Source organism: Bacillus safensis FO-36b (assembly GCF_000691165.1).
Lineage (GTDB): Bacteria > Bacillota > Bacilli > Bacillales > Bacillaceae > Bacillus > Bacillus safensis.
This window is the reverse complement of record NZ_ASJD01000006.1, coordinates 126929-146637: the sequence shown is the minus strand read 5'-3', so window position 1 is coordinate 146637 and position 19709 is coordinate 126929. Positions and strand designations below refer to the sequence as shown.

General features: G+C 39.4%; 22 protein-coding genes. 17 read left to right on the top strand and 5 right to left on the bottom strand.

Going from position 1 to position 19709, the window contains the following annotated elements; translation table 11 throughout:
* The first annotated feature begins 13 nt into the window (after positions 1-13).
* From BA81_RS13860 to BA81_RS13805, 12 genes are all read left to right on the top strand, one after another.
* The gene (locus BA81_RS13860; protein ID WP_051627357.1) at positions 14-538 is read left to right on the top strand and encodes a phage major tail protein, TP901-1 family; all 525 of its coding nucleotides are present in this window, start codon (positions 14-16) and stop codon (positions 536-538) included.
* Complete coding sequence (locus BA81_RS13855) at positions 525-800, top strand: fibronectin type III domain-containing protein (protein WP_285857146.1); 276 nt, start codon at positions 525-527, stop codon at positions 798-800. Before BA81_RS13860 ends, BA81_RS13855 begins: the two co-directional genes overlap by 14 nt.
* A 68-nt stretch (positions 801-868) precedes the next feature.
* Complete coding sequence (locus BA81_RS13850) at positions 869-1375, top strand: tail assembly chaperone (protein WP_034282921.1); 507 nt, start codon at positions 869-871, stop codon at positions 1373-1375.
* 20 nt (positions 1376-1395) lie between these two features.
* The gene (locus tag BA81_RS13845; RefSeq protein ID WP_034282919.1) at positions 1396-1704 is read left to right on the top strand and encodes a hypothetical protein; all 309 of its coding nucleotides are present in this window, start codon (positions 1396-1398) and stop codon (positions 1702-1704) included.
* A 4-nt stretch (positions 1705-1708) separates the two neighbouring features.
* Positions 1709-6859, top strand: coding sequence for a phage tail family protein (locus tag BA81_RS13840; RefSeq protein ID WP_034282917.1), 5151 nt, complete (start codon positions 1709-1711; stop codon positions 6857-6859).
* On the top strand, positions 6856-7623 hold the full coding sequence (locus BA81_RS13835) for a distal tail protein Dit (protein WP_034282914.1): 768 nt from the start codon (positions 6856-6858) through the stop codon (positions 7621-7623). The genes BA81_RS13840 and BA81_RS13835 overlap by 4 nt, the downstream gene beginning before the upstream one ends.
* A gap of 20 nt (positions 7624-7643) precedes the next feature.
* Positions 7644-11201, top strand: a complete 3558-nt coding sequence (locus BA81_RS13830) for a phage tail spike protein (protein ID WP_034282910.1) — start codon at positions 7644-7646, stop codon at positions 11199-11201.
* A gap of 1 nt (position 11202) precedes the next feature.
* Positions 11203-11403, top strand: coding sequence for a hypothetical protein (locus tag BA81_RS13825; protein WP_034282908.1), 201 nt, complete (start codon positions 11203-11205; stop codon positions 11401-11403).
* 64 nt (positions 11404-11467) lie between these two features.
* Positions 11468-11746 (top strand): hemolysin XhlA family protein, encoded by a 279-nt coding sequence (locus BA81_RS13820; protein WP_080701224.1) that lies wholly within the window; start codon positions 11468-11470, stop codon positions 11744-11746.
* A 19-nt stretch (positions 11747-11765) separates the two neighbouring features.
* Entirely contained in the window at positions 11766-12029 is a 264-nt protein-coding gene (locus BA81_RS13815) for a phage holin (protein ID WP_034282905.1), read from the top strand.
* A gap of 55 nt (positions 12030-12084) precedes the next feature.
* A complete protein-coding gene (locus BA81_RS19365; protein WP_034282902.1) occupies positions 12085-12900 on the top strand; it encodes a peptidoglycan recognition protein family protein in 816 nt (271 codons plus the stop codon).
* A 183-nt stretch (positions 12901-13083) separates the two neighbouring features.
* Positions 13084-13548, top strand: a complete 465-nt coding sequence (locus BA81_RS13805; RefSeq protein ID WP_034282900.1) for a hypothetical protein — start codon at positions 13084-13086, stop codon at positions 13546-13548.
* 171 nt (positions 13549-13719) lie between these two features.
* On the opposite strand, the gene BA81_RS13800 is transcribed toward BA81_RS13805, so the two are convergent.
* Complete coding sequence (locus BA81_RS13800; protein WP_034282897.1) at positions 13720-14055, bottom strand: YolD-like family protein; 336 nt, start codon at positions 14053-14055, stop codon at positions 13720-13722.
* Positions 14056-14533: 478 nt separating this feature from the next.
* On the opposite strand from BA81_RS13800, the gene BA81_RS20075 reads away from it, so the two are divergent.
* The 4 genes from BA81_RS20075 (at position 14534) to BA81_RS13785 (ending at position 16425) form a co-directional block, all read left to right on the top strand.
* On the top strand, positions 14534-14665 hold the full coding sequence (locus tag BA81_RS20075; RefSeq protein WP_255290936.1) for a hypothetical protein: 132 nt from the start codon (positions 14534-14536) through the stop codon (positions 14663-14665).
* Positions 14666-14773: 108 nt separating this feature from the next.
* Positions 14774-15226 (top strand): MarR family winged helix-turn-helix transcriptional regulator, encoded by a 453-nt coding sequence (locus BA81_RS13795; RefSeq protein ID WP_024426729.1) that lies wholly within the window; start codon positions 14774-14776, stop codon positions 15224-15226.
* A 21-nt stretch (positions 15227-15247) separates the two neighbouring features.
* Positions 15248-15766 carry a spermidine/spermine N(1)-acetyltransferase gene (gene paiA, locus BA81_RS13790; RefSeq protein WP_034282894.1) on the top strand — a complete coding sequence of 173 codons (519 nt, stop codon included), beginning with the start codon at positions 15248-15250 and terminating at the stop codon, positions 15764-15766.
* A gap of 20 nt (positions 15767-15786) precedes the next feature.
* Positions 15787-16425: an FMN-binding negative transcriptional regulator gene (locus BA81_RS13785; protein ID WP_034282891.1), complete on the top strand. Its 639-nt coding sequence runs from the start codon at positions 15787-15789 to the stop codon at positions 16423-16425.
* A gap of 110 nt (positions 16426-16535) precedes the next feature.
* Here BA81_RS13785 and BA81_RS13780 read toward each other — a convergent pair whose 3' ends face one another.
* On the bottom strand, positions 16536-17072 hold the full coding sequence (locus tag BA81_RS13780; RefSeq protein WP_024426726.1) for an LptM family lipoprotein: 537 nt from the start codon (positions 17070-17072) through the stop codon (positions 16536-16538).
* Positions 17073-17316: 244 nt separating this feature from the next.
* On the opposite strand from BA81_RS13780, the gene BA81_RS13775 reads away from it, so the two are divergent.
* A complete protein-coding gene (locus BA81_RS13775) occupies positions 17317-17751 on the top strand; it encodes a hypothetical protein (RefSeq protein ID WP_024426725.1) in 435 nt (144 codons plus the stop codon).
* A gap of 30 nt (positions 17752-17781) precedes the next feature.
* Here the strand turns inward: BA81_RS13775 and BA81_RS13770 are convergent, their stop codons facing one another.
* The 3 genes from BA81_RS13770 to BA81_RS13760 all read right to left on the bottom strand — a co-directional run bounded on the left by BA81_RS13770 (position 17782) and on the right by BA81_RS13760 (position 19537).
* On the bottom strand, positions 17782-18132 hold the full coding sequence (locus tag BA81_RS13770) for a DUF4064 domain-containing protein (protein WP_025092751.1): 351 nt from the start codon (positions 18130-18132) through the stop codon (positions 17782-17784).
* A 138-nt stretch (positions 18133-18270) separates the two neighbouring features.
* The gene (locus BA81_RS13765; RefSeq protein WP_024426723.1) at positions 18271-18738 is read right to left on the bottom strand and encodes a hypothetical protein; all 468 of its coding nucleotides are present in this window, start codon (positions 18736-18738) and stop codon (positions 18271-18273) included.
* A gap of 124 nt (positions 18739-18862) precedes the next feature.
* Complete coding sequence (locus BA81_RS13760; protein WP_024424477.1) at positions 18863-19537, bottom strand: hypothetical protein; 675 nt, start codon at positions 19535-19537, stop codon at positions 18863-18865.
* Between the last annotated feature and the right edge of the window lie 172 nt (positions 19538-19709).

Sequence of the window (19709 nt, the reverse complement as noted above, 5' to 3'; positions counted from 1 at the left end):
GAGGATGGTTTTAGTGGTAAACCTATTGAATGGTAAAGATGAAATTTACATTGTTCAAGCGATGGATTCGACAGATACAAAAGGTCAATTTATTGCTTTTCAAACTGAGGGATCTCACACGAAAGAACAAGACACTCTGGATGAAAGTACAAAGTCAGGTCGTATTGTTGGATACGGCACAAAAAGTGAATCTATTGAATTATCTTTCTATGCTGCGGATGATGATCCAGGGCAAAAAGCCATTGAAGATGCTTTTGATAACGAAGAAGCTATCCAGGTATGGAAAGTAAATTTAAACCTAAACAAAAACGGAAAGCATGATTCAGAATATGGTCATGCAATTATTGAAAACCTTGAGAAAAGCGCGCCACAGGATGGATTTATTGAGGTTTCAACCACTCTTCCTGTTCTTGGGAAAACATTTAAAGGCGAATTACCGGCTTTTGATCCTGCTTTCATTGCTCAAATTCGTTCTACTGCTGGAGCTGACAGCTTCAAGCAGTTCGGAGAGCTAAATAAGAAAGTTGAGACACCCTAAGCAGCCCCAAAATCTATCGTTTACCGCCACGTCTGACAGTATTTCAGTAAAGTGGGATGCGGTAGAAGGGGCGACTTCATATAACGTGTATAGAGGCGCTGATAAGCGTCTTGATAAAAACGTCACTGACACAAGTTATGTCGCAACAGGGATGAATCCTGATACCAAACTAACTATTAATGTGACAGCAGTGAATGAAGCTGGCGAGTCTCCAATGAGTGAAATCGTTACACAGACGGCACCAGCTTCCACAGGACAATAACACTTGAAGGGCCTCTATTATCTGGAGGCTCTTTTCTATTACAAAAAACAAATCGGGGGTTTTTATAAATGGCTACTTTAACAATTGGATCAAAAGAATATACAGCAAGATGTGACTTTGCATTTGACCGTACAGCAAACGAAAAATACACAACGAAAGAGGAAGACAAAGCAGGCGGTACGCTTAACATTTACATGGGTTTACTCAATGAAGATGCTTTTATGTTATCTGCTTTTTGGGATTGCGCTCTTTCTCATCTTAAAGGGAGTAAACCGTCTCCAGAGCAAATCGAAGATGCAATTATGAAAATCATTGAAGAAGATACAAAAGGTGACGCGGTGGATCGCTTGGTTAAAGAAGCTTTCCAAACACTTGAAAACGCTGGTTTTTTCAAAGGAAAGATCCGTCAGAACTGGACGCTACTCGAGAAGATGAACAAACCGAAGAAAGTTGCTCCGAACGAGACACCAGAAATGGCAGCGAAGCGGATCGAGGAACAAGAGACCGGCAAGGAATACTTGGAAATGCTGAAACAAGCCCGCAAAGAGTTGACGGGATCGACTACCTCCAAGTAATTGAAGACGCAGCTCGTTGGATGGGTGTCTATGACAACGATCTCATCATGTCATGGACTCCAAACGAGTATAAACGCAAACTCAAGGCGGCTAAATTGCGTGAGATTGATGAAATAGATCGAATGACTATAAATGCAATGTTTCATCGGTATGCGCAAAATGCCAAAAAAGTTAAGCCGTCACAAATGTTTGACGCACAAAAAGCTAGAGCTGATCTTGAGCGTGATGTCACTGGAAATGGCTTCAAAAATCAAGTGGATGCTAAACGCTTGAACGATCTCAACATTGGATTAAGAAACATACTTAGAAAATCAAAAGAAGAGGGGTGAGGGTTTGATCGAAAAATTAACGGCGGTTGTCGAGGCGCAAACGCGCAAATTTAAAAAGCAAATGGACAAAGTGAATGATATGATGCGCCGTATGCGTGATCATCACACTGTCGAAGTAGATGCTGAAATCGCTGACTTCCAAAGGCGTGTTCGTGAGGCAGAGCAGCAGATGGATAGTTTCTTACGCCGACACGAACGCAACCGAGTTGACCTAGACGCTGATGCAGACCCTTTAACTAGGGCGGTTCGTATTGCCCGTCAAAAATTGCGAGAAATACCCCAACGGATCAATACTTATTTTACGGGTGATAACAATCCGTTAACTAGTTCTATAGCTCGTGCTAAAGCAGGGCTAAGGTCAATCGCTCAACGAGTGACAACCGTCATAGCTGGAAATCCTACTCCTTTAGGACGAGCTGTAATTGTTGCACGTACGGCATTATCTTCTATTTCTCAAAGAGTAACTGCAATCATTGCAGCTAATGCCAGCCCGCTAGTTTCAACAGTTGCCGTTGCTCGTACCGCTCTTTCTTCAATGGCGCAGAGAGTGACGACAATGATTGCTGGAAACGCAAGTAACTTAAATTCATCTGTCGCCGCTGCTCGTGCTGCATTAGCAAGCATACCGAACAGGGTTACAACAATTATAAATGCAAGTTCAGCGGCTTTAATTAGGGCTGTAACAGTTGCAAGAGCGGCTTTGGCGAGCCTTCCTAATAATGTTGTTATTAAAATAACAGCAGTATGGAAGGGGTTTGAAAAGCGTCTAGATAAATTCGAGAATGCCATGAACAGACTTTCAAAGATCACAAATTCAATTTCAAACGTCATGGGGAATGCTTTACGTGGTGGATTGCTTGCTTTACTACCTGCTATCGCTCCAGCTTTAGCTGGTGCTGTGGGAGTAATTGGGGCACTTGGTCCAATGATAGGATCGGCTACAGGTGGATTAATGGGGCTTGTTAGTGCTTTTTCTACTGCTGGAACTGGTGCAGTTGCGTTTGGTGCATTGGCAGTTACATCTATAGGTAGTGTTATCAAAACTGGTCAGGACCTAGATAAGCTCCAAGCCAAGCTAGATGATGCCACCAATGCGAAAGAGCGAGCCAAAATCATGGAAAAAATCAAAGTTTTGCAAGAGTCGCTAGGGAAAGAAGAGAAGAAAGCCCTTGCTACTTTAGAAGATTTTAAAGATAACTGGCAGGACATTGCGAAGATCACACAAAAACCTATCCTTAAATCATTCACCAACTCACTCACAACGTTTAAAACGGTTCTGAATAGTCTTAGACCTATGTTTGTTAACGTGGCAAATGGAGCGGTTACATTAACGAAAAACCTTGATAATGCTTTCAAAGCAAAAGACATGCAAAATTTCATCAAATGGATGAACAACAATGCAGGAAAAGCTTTTGTGACCTTCGGGAACATTGCTGGAAATGTTATGAGAACAGTCATGAATCTTATTGTGGCTTTTGGTCCTCTAGGAAATGATATGGCTGCAAGCATGGAAAAAGCAACTGCTTCTTGGGCTAAATGGGCGGCAGGTTTAAGCTCATCACAACGATTCCAAGACTTCGTTGCTTACACTCGTGAAAATGGGCCAAAGCTCTTACAAGTCATCACAAACTTTTCAGGCGCATTACGCCGTTTATTTGCTGCGTTTGGTCCAATGTCAGCAGACATGCTCACATCATTGGTTGATATGACTGCGAGGTTCAGAGAATGGGCTGGTACCGTTCAACATACAGAAGGGTTTAAAAACTTCATCGCATACATTGAAAAAACAGGTCCGACAGTGTGGAGCACACTTGGTCAAATTGCCCGGACTATTATAAATCTACTTGTTGGAATGGCACCACTAGGAAAGACGATCCTTGAAACTGTAAACAGTTTCTTGAAATTTACTAATGCTGCAATGGAGGCAAATCCAGCAATTGGACAATTTATCGCAGCTGGCTTATCTCTTATCGGTGTCGTTAGAGCGATTGTTCCGGCAATGGTTGCTGTTAGCTCTTTAACTAATGGTTTTAAAGATTTTAAAGCAGCGGCATTGTATATAAGAAACTTCAAAGAAACAGCAGCTGGGGTTAAATTAATTACTTTAGTGGGCCAGTTGAGATTAGGAATCATATGGATTTCGAAATTCATAGCAAAATACGCAGTTATGACGGCTCAAGCTATAGCAAACAGCGCGAAAATGGCTGTTTCTTGGACAGCAATGAAAATTTCGGCGTTTGTTACTGCTTTAAAGAACGGAATCGTTCAAATGTCTCTATGGATAAGAAACATGGCTGTTATGGCTGCTCAGTCAATTGTTCAAGCTACAAGAACAGCAACAGCATGGACGATCATGAACATAAATTCATTTATCATGATGTTGCAAAACGGCATTAAACAAATGATCTTATGGACCACTCAAATGACAGTCATGGCCGCACAGTCTATAACACAAGCAACGAGAATGGCCGCAGCGTGGACAGCAACGAAGATGAGTTCATTCATTCTCATGTTACAAAATGGAATAAAACAAATGGCTTTATTCATTGCTCGAATGGCTGTTATGGCCGCTCAAGCTATGGCGAATGCTGTACGGATGGCAGCAGCTTGGGTTGTTGCGATGGGTCCTATTGGTTGGATAACGACCGCAGTAATTGGAATTGTTGCATTAATCATCGCCAATTGGGATAAAGTCAAAGCGTTCACTATCAAAGCTTGGGGAGCAACTTCAAACTTCCTGAAAGGGTTATGGGAAGGCATCAAGAAAGTTGCTTCTAGTGTTTGGGGTGGAATCAAAAGCTTTATAACTGGAGTATGGAACGGAATCAAGAAGGCGGCCACAACCATATGGAACGGGATTAAAACGTACTTTACGACAGTATTTAAGATATATAAAACGATCTTCACTACAGCTTGGAACACCATCAAAAAGGTTGTCACGGCTGTTTGGAATGGTTTGAAAAATACCGCCTCTTCAGTTTGGAACGGAATCAAATCCTTCTTTTCAACTGTTTTAGGCGGCATTAAAAACTTCTTTGTGAACAACTGGAACAAAATCAAGAGCACGACAACGACTGTTTTCAATACGGTTAAGACGTTTATCGGAAGTGTGTGGAATAAGATCAAATCGACAGTCGCAAACGTTGTCGGCGGTATATGGAAGGCTGTTTCTGGCAAGTTCAACGATATAAAGAATACTGTTGGAAGCAAAATGAATGATGTCAAAAGCAAGATCAAGAGTATTTGGGATAAGGTAATGGCTTTCTTCAAAGGAATTAACCTTTACAACATCGGGAAAAACATTATTCAAGGTTTGGTGCGTGGTGTTGGAGGGATGGCATCTAGCTTATATAAAAAGGCTACTGATATTGTCAACAACGTCAAAAATACCTTTACCAAACTATTTAACATTCATTCTCCTTCACGCTGGATGCGTGATGAGATCGGTTATAACTTAGGTGCTGGTATGGCTGTAGGTCTTGATAGATCAACAAATACAGTTGTTTCTTCTGCTAAAAAGACAACACAGGCGGCGCAAAAAGCATCGCAAGCTGAAATGAAGCAAGCACAAAAGCAAGCGCAAAAACAAGCGGCAGCATTGAAGAAAAAACAAGCTGCTGCGGCACGTAAAGCGAATGCTAGAAGAAAAACACGCGTTGACAACAAAATCAGAGCTGTCGAAACCAAGTTTGACACAGGTAAGATCAGCTCAAAGACATACATCAAACAATTAAACGCGATTAAAAAGAAAAACAAGTTAACATCCACGCAAAATGCGAAGATCCAGCGCGAAATATACAATGCACAGAAGAAAACGCAGAGTCAACAGAAGAAGAAGGCACTTGAGGCGCAGCGCAAAAAGGCAAAAGCGCAGCTTGCTTATCAAAAGAAGGTTTCACAGAAGATCGCTAATGCAGAAGTGAAATATGACACCAAGAAAATAAGTGGTCAGACGTATATGAAGCAGCTTGAGAAGATCAAAAAGAAAGAAAAACTGACTGCTGCTCAGCGTAATAAGGTTCAGAAAGAAATTTATGCAACTAGAACCAAACTTCAGAAAGAAGCGCAGAAGAAAAAAGATGATGAGAAAAAAGCGGCTGACAAGCTGAATAAAGGTCTTCTATCTGCCAACAACAGCTATTTGTCCAAGTTTAAGAGCATTAATGACAAATTGACTGATGACATTAAAAAAGCAAATGAAGAGTATAAGAATGCTCTTAAAGATCGTACTGATTCTATTTATAACGCTATGGGGTTGTTTGATAGTGTAACAACTGAAAAAGTCAGTGGATCCAGGCTGTTAAAAAACTTGGAAGCGCAAATTGATAGAATGAAAGGTTTCCAGTCTGACCTATCAAAACTAACAGGCAGTGCCCCGAAAGAATTCGTTGATGAATTAAGACAAATGGGCGTGGGATCAGCTGATCAAATAAAAGCTATTGCTTCCATGTCTGCTCCAGAGCTAGATAAATATATCTCTCTATGGAAACAAAAACACAGCATGGCAAGCGAACAAGCGACCAAAGAGCTTGCGGATCTTAAGAACGCAACAACTAAAAAGATCACTGAATTGAGAAATGCGGCAAATTCAGAGCTAAACAAACTGAAAAATGATTACATGAATAAAATTGCTGAATTGACTGTCAATGTTAAGCAGCTGGGATCGCTTAAAAAGAGCGGGCAAGCGATTGGATCTAACACGATGTCCGGCATTATTTCAGGAATGAAAAACATGAAAGGCGAGCTTGCGAAGGAAGCCAATAGCATCGCATCTACAATCGAAAAAACGATTAAGAAGAAGCTGAAAATTCATTCGCCTTCACGTTTAATGCGTGATCAAGTGGGTGTCATGGTGCCAGCTGGTATTGCTGTGGGGATTCAGCAGGGCGTGGGTACTGTGAGTAAGGCAATGAATGCTGTTACTGACGCTATGTATATCAAACAAGAAGATTTAAACATCGCTTACGATGCTTCTATTACAAACAGTAAAATAGGAGCGGTTAAACACGAATTGAGTGCAGAGCTTCAAAATATTGAACTTCCTGAACAAGTGATTGTTATTGAAATGGACAGCAAAAAGGTTGGTCAAGGTGTCGCGAAGCCTGTTGAGAATGAACAAAAAAGAGCGAACGCAAGGAGGACGAGGATCACATGATTAATTATCAACAACTTGTCCCCAATGAATGGAAGATCACTTTTAATGGCACCGATATATCACAATATTTCTACCTTAAAGAGACACCCAGCGGCAGGGGTGTTGTAGGTCGAGAGGTGAAAATAGACACGATAGGGAACCGCGCAGGCGGTTTTCTTCGTGGTACTAGATTACCTGTAAGAGTGATAACCCTAGAAGTGCTATTCGCATTCAGTAGTGAAAGTGAATTGAAGAAAAAACAGGAGGAATTGAACTATATTCTTCACACAGATGAAGAAAAGCCGCTTGTTTTCTTCGATGAACCAGACAGGACATATAACGCCATATTTGAGAGTTTGACAGAGGGTGAGACAAAGGGAGGCTTACAACATGCCACACTAACTTTCCTTTGTTCTGATCCAAAAAAATACGGATTAGCGGCGATTTATGAATTCGAGAGCGGCTTGAGGACTTTTACGAATCCAAGTTTAGCCATAATCGAACCAAAGATTGAATGTGTATTCACGGCAGCAGCCACTTCATATGAGGTGTCTCTTCTAAACTCAGATAACAGTGTGAGGAAAACTATTAAAATTGTTTATAATTTCATCGTTGGTGACACGCTTGTGATTGACATTGCTAAACGAAAAATAATGAACAATGGAAAAGCTATCATGAATGGCCTGCAAATCCAATCTGAGTTTTTCGATTTTCCTGCTCAAAAGCCGGTCAAGCTAAGGTTCAGCCATAAAAGTAGTATCAAATTCAATGAAGCCTATCTATAGAATAAGAAAGGGGGTCCGTCATGGCTGAGATATTCATTTTATCGCCAGAAGATGAACTTTTGGCTGTTCTGTCCAGTGACGGACAGGATTCGTGTAATTTCTGGGATGCTAAATACAAAGAAGAACTCAACTTGGGTTCTTCTTTTTCTTTTATTGCAGATGCTTCACATCCAGATGCTAAGTATCTGTTTGAAGAGAATCAAGTCGTGTTCCGAGATAAGGACGGCGAATTGCGGGCGTTTGTTATAAAAGAGCTTGATGATACAGATGATGGTGCTGAGATCAATACGCTTGTTACTTGCGAAGCCGCAATGATGGAATTGGCTGAAACAATCATTAAAGAGAAGCGACCAAAAGATAAAACGGCGCAATATGTTCTTGATCAAGTATTTGAAAGAACCCGATGGACCGCAGAAGTGACCGCCGAGCTAGGACTAAACTCGACATCATTCTATAAAATGACTGCTCTTGAATGTTTAAGCGATGTTTTGAACAAATGGGGCGGAGAGTTTAAAGATGTTGTGGAGTTTGACGGAAATACCATCACTAAACGCACGATCAAGGTTTTATCACGAAGAGGAAAAGACAGCGGCAAGCGTTTTGAAATTGATAAGGACACTGAAAGTATCAGACGTACCGTGATCAGCTATCCGAAGACCGCTTTGTATGGTTATGGTGCTTCATTACAGACGACTGACGAAGACGGGGAAGAGACGGGAGGTTATTCTCGTTTCATCGACTTCGCAGATGTTGAGTGGAAAAAATCTAATGGTGATCCAGTAGACAAACCAAAGGGGCAAGAGTGGGTAGGTGATCCTGCTCTATTACAAAAATACGGCCGCTTAAAAAATGGGGAATTGATCCACAGAGAAGATATTTTCAGCGATGAAGATATTGAAGATCCCGAAGAATTGTTGAAAGCAACTTACAATCATTTACTCACTGTGGCATCAAAAACAGAGGTCAATTATGAGCTATCAGTGAAGCTGCTTGAAGGTGTTGAGGGGTATGAGCATGAGCATGTCGATCTTGGAGATACAACCATCGCTATTGACCGTAATTTTGCTATTCCGATTGAAACATCACAGCGCATTATCTCAATGGAATATGATATCACCGATCCTGAAAATACGTGTGTCGTTGAGATAGGACAGTTCTTGTCAGTCTTACAGGGTGATGACCGAGTAAAGCAGTTGCAAAAGATAATTGATAGCAATCGTGGTACCTGGGAAAGAAAACCGGAAGCGGGCAACGTGACGGATGGCAGTTTTCCGAATACAAAGCCACCCCGTCCATCAAATATCAAAGCAGAAGGTTTGTTCAAAACGGTATCTCTTACTTGGGATTACAACCCTAGTTCATACATTGCAGCATATGAAGTGTATGCATCGCAAAATAAAGGATTTACGCCAACAGCCGCACAACTTATTTTCCGCGGGAAAACAGGAGGCTGGCACCACCAAGACGGTGTGGATGTTGATCAAGTATGGTATTACCGCTTGCGTGCGATAAACACACATGGCACAGCCAGTGACTGGTCTAGTGAATATGAGGCGAAGACGGTAAGAGTTCTTAATGACGACATCATGTTTGGTGCTGTCACAGCAGATAAACTGGCAGCTCTATCAGTTACAGCGGACAAACTGTATACGGATATTCAGAATTCCAATATCCTTCCGGGTTCTCTTTTAAGATCAAGTGACATAACTGGATTAAACTCTGCTGAAATAACTGTAAATGAACAAGAGTACAATGAAGTTACTATAACGAAAAAGAACATGAACAATACACTTTACGGGTTAGTGACGAATAATCGCAAGTCATTAAAACTTATTAATGGGGAAACGTATACTTTCTCAATAGAAGTTAAGCGAGGAAGTTTAAAGAATTTTAATTATTTGAATTTCCGTTATTACAACACACCTACTACTTTTAAAAGTCAAATAATCGAAACGCCATTCAGCGATGTCTCTGATTTACCCTCAGATGAATTTGTGAAACTGAATTTTACTTTTATTTACACAGGTGACACCGCAAACAATTATTATATGATGTTCGGGGCTCGAACAGAAAACACAACAGATGAAGGTTCGTTTGTCGTTAGAAAATGTCAATTACGAATGGGTGAATCTACAAAAGAATGGTCTGCCAGTCCTTACGATGTAATGCTTACTGAAAACTCAATAACATCGTTGCATATCAATGATGCTGCTATTAATTCAGCGCACATATCTAATGCGGCGATAGGATCAGCTGCAATTGCAAACGCCGCAATCCAAAAAGCACATTTAGGCACAGCGATAATTGACACAGCGCACATCACAGATGGTGCCATTACAAATGCCAAAATAGCCAATCTATCTGCGGACAAAATCACAGCTGGCACGATTAAAGGGATCACGATAGAGGGTTCACTTATTAGAGGGGCAAGGATTGAACCTATTTCGGGGTCAACTGCATTTGAATCCTTCATTGAAGCCGATAAAATTTATCAATACAGAAAAACTATATATGATGTCACTGTTAAAAGATATGAGAAACTCACAATCCAATCAGGCCTGATTTCACAAGAATATGGAAATAGAATTGGTGAAAATGAGACGCAAGAACCGATTAGTACCGTTGATATAAAAAGAGGTGGAATCAATTTATTTGCAGCAGCGAACCCTAGAAATGAAAACATTTCTCATAAGTTAAGAATAGAGACTAATCCAGGGGTTCCTAATGATTTAGGCGTGGGTAGTAGTGGTACTCATATGATCTTCTCACAAAATGATGAAGTGGTCTTCAAGGTTAGTGTTGAATTAAATCGTGGAGAACCAAGTTTTGCATTTAATGGATTAAAAACGGGGCATGTGGCTTCATTAAAATCTTATAGTGTTTCAGTAAAACAATATGCTTCATTGTCAGCAGACGAGGATATAAGTTTATTTGCAGAGGGATACCTTTGGATGAATGGCCGAATAAGAACTGATATATACGGTGACAAAGGAATCAATATATCTGCTTACAATGGTCGCGTTTCAATAAAAGGGCAGGCAGAAAAAGATGGTGGAATTTCTTTGGATGGAGGGGGATGGAACGGATCATTATTTCTCGGAAGGGATAACACAGGAAAGCGTGTCTGGTCAGAAGATATATACTTTAGAATGTACACAGGGTCGGCAAATGTATATATAACACAATACGGAACTTTGGGCCGTGTTGTTTCATCGAAAAAGTACAAAATAAACATCGAGGAATACCCTGACGACAAGCTGCAAAATATCTTGAAGTTGAAACCTAAAACATGGTTTGATAAACAAGTTGCGGAATCATATGCAGAAATACTTGAGTCAAACGGTTCAGATGATGGAGATAGACCATATCTTGAAAGAGTTCCGGGTTTAATAGCCGAGGATCTTTACGAAGCGGGATTGAAAGAATATCTTTTCTGGAGTGATCCAGACGAGAACGGAGAAAGGCAAATCGAAGGCGTTATGTATGACCGATTGTATGCATTATTAATTCCAATAGTTAAGGAATTAAAAGATAAGGTGTATGTCTTAGAAAATCAAATAAAAGAAATGGGGAATTGAGATGGAACAAAAACAACAACAACTTACAGAAAAAGAAGAGTTGTTTTTTTATAAAGCAATGGCTTTATCGGAGCAGCTAACAAAAGCGCATTTAGAACTGGCGGAAGCAAGGGCACAATTTACAGTTTGCGACAATGAAAACAAGCAGCTGAAAGAGGAATTACTTAAATTAAAACAAGACAATTCAAACCACGCTGAATAGGCGTTTTTATTTTGCCTTCTTTAAGGAGGTGAGGAACTTGAAATAGGACTAGGGGGGCTTACTGATGTCAGGAATGACGGAGGTTAACGATGTGAACATAATTCAAAAAGATGTATCGGAATTAAAGACCAGTCAAAAAGCTTTGGAGCAGCGTGTTTCTGTACTTGAAAGAGGGTATGACCGACACGATCAGCAAATTATAAGTCTTGATCAGAAGCTAAACAAAATTGAAGAAAACACGACATGGATTAAAAGGACAATCACAGGTGCAATGATAACAGCTGTTATTACGGGTGTAATTGGTGGTGTGATTGCCCTTGCATTCACATTCTTACAAAAATAAATGAAATGGGGAATTGAATATGAAGAATTTAGACAAAGGCACTGTGATAAGAACAGTGCTTCTTTTAGTTGCTTTGATCAATCAGTTTTTAGTTATGTTCGGTAAAACGCCTTTACCATTGGATGAAGAGTCTGTGAATAATTTAGCCAACGTTTTATATGTTGCTGGCTCCACAATCTTTACAACGATTATGACGCTAATCACATGGTTTAAGAACAACTATGTGACACCTAAAGGACAGAAGCAGAAAGAAATCCTAAAACAAAAAGGATTAACAAAATAGAAGCTGCCTTCGGGTGGCTTTTTTAAATTCCATTAAACGAATGGGGAGAACGCAAATGAATTTTAGACAATTAAGCAAGCTTGTTGATCTTCGAGGAAAAACAAAAAGAAACGGGAGCTATTCAAATGTGGGTGTCAATGCAAAAACGGACATCGCGGTACATCATAGCTTAACAACATCGGGAAACAGCGCAGCTTTTGCAAACTATCATGTAGGCACTAATGGTTGGCCGGGTGTAGCTTATCATTTTGTCATTCTCAAAGACGGAACAATTGAATGGAATCATGATCTAGGAATCAAATCCTATCATGTAGGTAATTCAAACCGCTTTGCGATCGGCATTTGTCTTGTGGGTGATTTCAGAAGTGAAAAGCCGACAGCAGCACAGGAAGCGAGTTTCAGAGCTTTAGTAACGGCATTGAAGAAAGATATGCCGAACTACAAAAGAACAAGAGGTCATAATGAGTTTCCGGGCTATTCTTGGAAAGCGTGTCCTGTCTTTGATTATAAGGCGGTTTTAGCTGGTACAGTAAAGCAAACAATTACAAAACCAACGAAGGCATCACCAGCACCATCCAAAAAACCAGCTTCCAAGCCTGCTAAAAAGACATACAACCTGCCTTCTGGCATTTTAAAAGTAACCAAGCCATTAACGAAAGGTGCAGGCGTAAAAGCCGTACAGGAAGCCCTAGCCGCTCTTTTCTTCTATCCTGATAAGGGCGCGAAAAACAACGGTATTGATGGCTATTATGGCCCAAAAACGGCGAATGCGGTCAAGCGGTTCCAGCTCATGCATGGGCTTGCTACTGACGGCATATATGGACCGAAGACAAAAGCCACTCTCGAAAAGCTATTAAATAAAAATCTATAGTCGTATGTCTATAGGAAACCAAGCAAAGCCCCCATCCATTAAGGAAAGGGGCTTTTTTATTTGTCTTAAATTACATACTTTACTACTAATACACCATTTGACATTCGGTTATTTGTAACTATGGAAATTACTGTATATTTTAAGTTATGCTTAATTTGGGATTTACAAAGGGGAGGGTTTAATTTGAATAAAAAATGGATAACAAGAATTTCTTTATCCATTGTAGCTGTGTTGGGTATCTCCTGTACTCTTGGAGAGTTTGCAGATGCAAAAGCTAATCAGCCACAATATGAACAAAAAACACAGTCTGAATCATTTACTAAAAACGATCCTGAATTATATCAAGGCGCGTTAGATCTTGGCCTAACTGACAATGAAATCTTTAAAATCGACAGTCTTTTCGACAAAGAAGATAAAGCCACAGTACATAATCCTATACTTGTTGTGATCGGTATAATTACTGGGATGACCGCAATTGTGGGGAGTGGATATGCTGCTGGTCGCTATATCGCCAATCAACTTTACAAGCGCAAGCAGTTAACGAAATCAACTTATAAAAAACACAGATGGGGTTTCAGAGCAGCACTTGTTCCGGTTATCGGAATTGCAGCAACATTTGGCTTTGATGACTACTATATGGATATTTAACATGTTTGAGTATATTTTGATTTTACTTATAGTTGCAACTTTGTTATTTACAGTCGTTGAGGTCTCAAAAATAAAGAAAGAAAATAAAATCCTCAAAAATGAAATTGAGGATTTAAAGAAAAACATTAACAAATGAAAGTTATTGGCCGCCTAGAAGGACGGCCTTTTTATTTAAAGTGTTTTTACATTAAGTATATTTGCAAATTTTATTAAATTTGTATCAGAACGGCTATCTTTTACATGAAACAGTTTCTTTATGTGGTCCACGTATACAACCCGTCCCGAAATTTCTCTGACAAACCCATTATCGAATAACTCAAAATTGAGGGGCATGTCCTCACTCATTGCGGTTGCGATGGTGTATTCAAATTCTTCTAATTGCTCCGGACTTAGAACCGGCTGTTCAATCTTATGTTTCGCAAGATGCAGCTGTCTTAAAGCCTCGTTATGTTCTGGCAAGATGAATTTCATCTTCCAGCGATTTTGATCTTTTTCCTCATTCCACATTTCATACACCTCATTAGAGATTATAACCGAATATTTGTTCGGTGTCTAAATGTGGTGTATAATTAGAGTATACGGTTTACCCGCGGAAACGGGATTAAAAAATTCGTATATTTCAATGATTAACTTCTTATATTACTCACAATTGAGACTGTCTTTCTCAAGACAGTTCTTTTTTGTTATTTTTTTAAAAATAACACGAAAATAACGAAAACCCCACCCGACTACGAAAAAGTGCGATGTTTTCTTGTTTTGTCATTGTTGTTTTTTATCACTGAAACCCTTGAATGAAAGAGACCGAAATCACGCGAAAACAGGGTGAATTATGGGCGGAATGATGTAACACCCTCGAAAACCCCTTGAAATATAGGGGTTTTTGTTATGTCTTCATGAATTTGATCACATGCAATAAAAAGTATCAGGGCTGCTGAATTGAAACCTTTTCTGCTTTTCAATCGTTAAAATAAGAGTAAGTGATTTCATGGGTTTTTACCCGATACGGTATTTTAAAAAGAAAAGCGGTGATCATATGGGCTTCACTACATGGGTAGCGATTATTGTTGCACTGGCCGTCGTGTTTGGAGTGTTTGGATCAAAGAAGCGTGATAAATAAAAAACCCACTTCCAATTGGAGGTTGGGTTTTTTATTGCAAATACAACATTAATTGGTTATACTGATTTTAGTTGTTTGTTGTAAATGCAACAAAAGGAGACGAGGTACATGAAAGAGATTTTGCGGGAGATCGGCGTGATTGCTCGTGCGCTTGATTCCATAAGTAATATTGAATTTAAAGAATACGATTTAACGAAGGGGCAGTATTTGTATCTTGTGCGTATTTGTGAGGAGCCTGGTATCATTCAGGAAAAGCTGGCGGAAATGATTAAGGTGGATCGAACTACGGCGGCTCGGGCTATCAAAAAGCTAGAACTGCATGGGTTTATTGAGAAAAAAGATGATCGTGTGAATAAAAAAATCAAAAAGCTGTTTCCAACTGAAAAAGGGAAAACGGTCTACCCAATGATCAAACGAGAACATGATTATTCGAATCAAGTGGCGCTCAGTGGGTTTTCTGAGGAAGAAGCGGAACAGATTTATGAGTATCTTCTAAGGGTGCGAAAGAATATAGAAAAGGACTGGGAAGATGTGAAAAAAGGGATAAAGAGAAGCTACTAATTAATAAGGAGGGACGACTTTATGACCGTCAATTTCATTCGGTGCAATGTACAACATGTAAAGGAGCTTCAGAAAATAGGGATCAATACGTTTAAAGAAACCTTTCTGGATCAAAACAAAGTGGAACATATCGAAGCTTACGTGAAGACAGCTTTTCACCTAAACCAGCTGTTAAAGGAATTACAGCACCCTTCTTCACAGTTTTATTTTGTTCAAGTGAATGGGGAAGTAGCTGGTTATTTAAAGATCAATATGAATGATGCCCAATCAGAAGAGATGGGCGATGACGCGTTAGAGATTGAAAGAATTTATATCAAGCAATCCTTTCAAAAGCAAGGATTAGGCAAATATTTAATCGATCAAGCCATTGAAATTGCGAAAAATCATCATAAACGGGATGTTTGGCTTGGGGTGTGGGAGCACAATAGAGCGGCCATCGCTTTCTATCAAAAGCTTGGGTTTGTTCAAACAGGGGTGCACGCCTTTCTCATGGGGGACGAAGAGCAAATGGATTTCATTATGACCAAAACATTGAGCTGATCAAAAAGGGGGAAGGGTACATGCATGTTCCATCATTTTTTCAAGTGAAAGATATGGAGAAAATCAAATCATTTATTCAATCTCATTCATTTGCAACAGTTGTGACGACATCGAATGGAAAGCCCATTGCGACACATATTCCGTTGAGTTTTCATCAAGTTGACGATTCGTATGTGATCTCAGGGCATATGGCGATTGGGAATCCTCAGTGGAAAACGTTTGAAGAGAGCGAGAAGACGCTCGTCATCTTTCAAGGGCCGCATGCCTACATATCCTCTTCATGGTATGAAAAAGAAGCAGTACCAACATGGAATTACCAGGCTGTTCATGTTTATGGAAAGGCGGAACTGCTTGAAAAATCGGAACTGGTTAAGGAATTAACCACAATGCTGGAGACATACGAAAGTCACAGAGAACAGCCGGTGTTATGGGATACGTTGTCTGAGGAACTGTTAGAGAAGCAAATGAAAGGCATTGTAGGTTTTAAGATCATCATTGATGAAGTTCAGGCTGCTTTCAAATTAAGCCAAAATCGCCACGAAAGGGATTATGACCGCATCATTGAAAAGCTGGAGGCAGAGGGTGAAGTGGAAATGGCTGAGGCGATGAAAAGAGAGTTCCGTGTAAGAGGCTTCTCGAAAGATCAGTTATTCTTATGAAGCGCTAAAAATGAATGAGAACGTTACTTAAACACTTTCTTCTAGGAAAGTGTTTTTTTGTGATGATAAATAAAAAAGCCCTCATCATTCAAGGGCTTTAATGAAACAAATTATTTTACTTTAACTGTGAAGGTTACATCTTTACTATTCATGTAATCGTCAGTTGTGACATTTCCAAATTTCAGCTTTAATTCTTTGATATTTTTAATGTTGATCTCTTTGCCCTCAGGAGCTAAGAATTGAATAACACCATCTTGTTTAACGCCACCTTCAACTTCGCCACCAATATCACCATCAGTCATAAACATATTGGCATCTAATTGCATGCTTCCAGCTACAACTTTACCTTGATCTGGATAGAAGTTTAGAACTTTATCTGTCGTATTTTCGATATTCATCCCAACATTGATTCTATCCTTCATAATTTTAATCTCGCCAAGGTTTACTTTCATTCCTTGAGCAGTTGTTTTGTGTTTGCTCGCATTTATTTTCTTTGAACCATCGTCTTTTTTGTTTTTTGATTGTGTTTTTGTGCTTGTAGACTCTTTTTCTTTAGATGCACCTGTAGACACATCTTCTGTTGAGCCGCAAGCAGCCAGTGTAAATGTTAGCCCTAAAGCTAAAAATAAAGCATAGAATTTCTTCAAAATGAAAATCCCCTTTTGTTTAATTTATATAAGCGTCCTGTGCTTATATATTGATCATGACTATTATAATAGGATAAAAGTACTTGTAAATCAACAAAAAATGATAAAAATAGAAAATAATTGTTTTGGAGTGTTTTTTATAAACCAGTTAGCTTAAAATTACATAAAATCCACTTCTTGTGACTTAAAACGAACTTGAATTTCCTTATAATAGAATTATTATAAGGGATTGGGAGTGATTGAGATGGAAGGTTCGTCAATCAAGACGGTTAATAGAGAGGATCAACATGAATTCTTGTTTCTGAATATATCTTCAAATACAGTTGGGGCTCTTTCAAAGGAATCTGCTGAGAGGATTCTAAGTGAGAGGGATACCGATGAAATACACCAATTGATGTATGTTCCTATTGAAATTCATGAAGACCTCAAATGGCTGATTCATTCTTTGCATAAAGCCATCATGGATGAAAAAGATGTACGTGTCGTTCTTGAATTGGCTGATCTACTCTATTTCTTTGTTGTCCCTGCTTACAAAGAAGAATTGATGAGCCAAGAAGATTTGTCACACATGGTGAATGATATATTATTTATGTTGGATCTTTGGACAGATGAAAACATAATAGAGTTAGTTGATGCCATTCAATATGAATTACAAAGAGTAGAGAGAAAAGGCTTGTAGAGCAATCTCTACAAGCTTTATTCTCTATTTTTATGCAGTTGTGTTATTGACGACAGGCTCTTTTCTAAACACGCCCATGCAGCCTGCAATGATGATTAATACAGCTGGAAGGATGAAGAACATAGAAATAGAAATAATGCCGCCTACAGCAGATACTAATAATAAAATTCCACCAAGCTTTGCTTTTTTCTTTACAATGACAGATGAGACAATGGCAAGAATAGAGAAAAGCATTGCTGCCCAGCCTAATCCTGTAATTTCACTCGTGCCTGAATCGCTAAATGCTGCATCGATTCCTCCGAAAGCAAGAGCGAACATTGCGCCGAAAAATCCAAAAATACCTCCAATTAAACCTAAAACAAATTCAGTTGTTCTTTTCATGATACTTTCCTCCGATATGTAAATAAGAATTATTGGTACTTAAGAACCAACACAATCTTACTAATCGGCATTCTTTTCATAAAGTTAATAGTTTTGTTAAAAAAAACAAGAAAATCCATAAAGGATTTTCTTGTCCAATTATTGGGCTCTCTCCCAAGTGATTTTTGTTTCATTTGTTTTTTTCGTTCCCTTTGCCAGCACCTTGCCGTTTTCTTGTTTCACGGTGATGTTTAGGTCATAAAAGGAATAGAGGGCGCCGAGGCTGTCATTTTCAGGTTTATGCAGATTGTTTTCTTTTTCAGTTGATGCTCCAATGGCCAGCGTTTTTGCAAAGTTTAAACCGATGACTTCAGCGTAATCACTATTGGTATCAGAGGAAGCCGTTACGTTTAAAGAAATGATTTTTTTCTTTTGATCAACGGTGATGTCAGTGTCTTTGATGAGCTTAGACTGCTCCATCACTTCTTTCGTTTCCTTTTGAATGCGTTCATTAATCGTTGGAAGTGCTTTAGATTCTGGTTTTTGTTCTTTTGTCGTATTTGAGCAAGCTGCTAGAATGGAGAGACTTGCAACTAGACTCATGAAAACAAGTAGACTTTTTTTCACGTTCGTTCTCCTTTTTTCGTCGAATGTTGTATGTTTATGTTACCACGAATCCTTGTTTTGATTAAAAGAGAAGTGTTGATAAGCTGTGAACAATAAAAAGCACCCAATGGAGGGTGCTTTTTTCTTATTGTGCTGAAAGGCTTGTACTTAATGGGATAGAAGAAATGACGGTGAATTTAGGAGCTGCGGCACCGGATTCTAAATTTTTACGTAAAAGTGACGATTTGATTGACCCGTCCCAATTTTTATAGACACTTCCTGATGTATTTGCACGAAGCTGTACATTCGAAAAGCTTGCTTGTGAATAGCTGTTTGTTCCATTATCCTGTACGCCATGTACCATTTTGACAACATCAAGGTTTTTCAGACGGCTAGGGTTGTAAACAGGCTGCTTATAGCGCAATTTCCCATTGACATATAGTGACACCGTGCCATCACCATTGTTGATGAGCTTTAAGTTGACCCGTGCGCCATCTTTAATACTTGTATCGTATTCGCTGTTCCAGTATTTACTGCCGCCTTGTGAGCCGCTGCCCAGAAAAACCTTATAGCCAGAAGACGTTTTTGAAATACCGCTCTCTACAACAGCAGAGCCGAGACCGAGATACCAGTCCGCATAGCCATTTTTAATGGTGGCTGTTTTCGGCAGGACAATATCAGCAGAGATACCTGACCATTTGGCTTCATCTGTTTGCGTCACAATGGCGCCGTGACGAGGACTAGCCGCTGAGGCAGGAAGACTTGAAAACATCAAAACGAAGGCCAAACTTACAATCAAAACGGTGAAACACTTTTTCATGAAAATTCCTCCTTAAATTTGATTCACTTTCATTATATAAAATGAAGGAGGGGGGCTGCTTACAATGTTCTGGCTGTTTATGGTAGTATTTATGAACTTTATCGGTCATAAAGTGGTCAACTTGTATTTGAATTGTAATGTGTCTGTAAAATAACTGGGTTCATCTTCATGT

What these genes read in the sequence shown, in the direction of transcription:
- paiA (WP_034282894.1), top strand. Translation starts at nt 15,248, where the DNA reads ATGACCGTCAATTTCATTCGGTGCAATGTACAACATGTAAAGGAGCTT.
- BA81_RS13830 (WP_034282910.1), top strand. Translation starts at nt 7,644, where the DNA reads ATGGCTGAGATATTCATTTTATCGCCAGAAGATGAACTTTTGGCTGTT.
- BA81_RS13760 (WP_024424477.1), bottom strand. Translation starts at nt 19,537, where the DNA reads ATGAAAAAGTGTTTCACCGTTTTGATTGTAAGTTTGGCCTTCGTTTTG.
- BA81_RS13775 (WP_024426725.1), top strand. Translation starts at nt 17,317, where the DNA reads ATGGAAGGTTCGTCAATCAAGACGGTTAATAGAGAGGATCAACATGAA.
- BA81_RS13835 (WP_034282914.1), top strand. Translation starts at nt 6,856, where the DNA reads ATGATTAATTATCAACAACTTGTCCCCAATGAATGGAAGATCACTTTT.
- BA81_RS13825 (WP_034282908.1), top strand. Translation starts at nt 11,203, where the DNA reads ATGGAACAAAAACAACAACAACTTACAGAAAAAGAAGAGTTGTTTTTT.
- BA81_RS13850 (WP_034282921.1), top strand. Translation starts at nt 869, where the DNA reads ATGGCTACTTTAACAATTGGATCAAAAGAATATACAGCAAGATGTGAC.
- BA81_RS13820 (WP_080701224.1), top strand. Translation starts at nt 11,468, where the DNA reads ATGTCAGGAATGACGGAGGTTAACGATGTGAACATAATTCAAAAAGAT.
- BA81_RS13785 (WP_034282891.1), top strand. Translation starts at nt 15,787, where the DNA reads ATGCATGTTCCATCATTTTTTCAAGTGAAAGATATGGAGAAAATCAAA.
- BA81_RS13800 (WP_034282897.1), bottom strand. Translation starts at nt 14,055, where the DNA reads ATGTGGAATGAGGAAAAAGATCAAAATCGCTGGAAGATGAAATTCATC.
- BA81_RS13770 (WP_025092751.1), bottom strand. Translation starts at nt 18,132, where the DNA reads ATGAAAAGAACAACTGAATTTGTTTTAGGTTTAATTGGAGGTATTTTT.
- BA81_RS13815 (WP_034282905.1), top strand. Translation starts at nt 11,766, where the DNA reads ATGAAGAATTTAGACAAAGGCACTGTGATAAGAACAGTGCTTCTTTTA.
- BA81_RS13845 (WP_034282919.1), top strand. Translation starts at nt 1,396, where the DNA reads ATGGGTGTCTATGACAACGATCTCATCATGTCATGGACTCCAAACGAG.
- BA81_RS13795 (WP_024426729.1), top strand. Translation starts at nt 14,774, where the DNA reads ATGAAAGAGATTTTGCGGGAGATCGGCGTGATTGCTCGTGCGCTTGAT.
- BA81_RS20075 (WP_255290936.1), top strand. Translation starts at nt 14,534, where the DNA reads ATGGGTTTTTACCCGATACGGTATTTTAAAAAGAAAAGCGGTGATCAT.
- BA81_RS19365 (WP_034282902.1), top strand. Translation starts at nt 12,085, where the DNA reads ATGAATTTTAGACAATTAAGCAAGCTTGTTGATCTTCGAGGAAAAACA.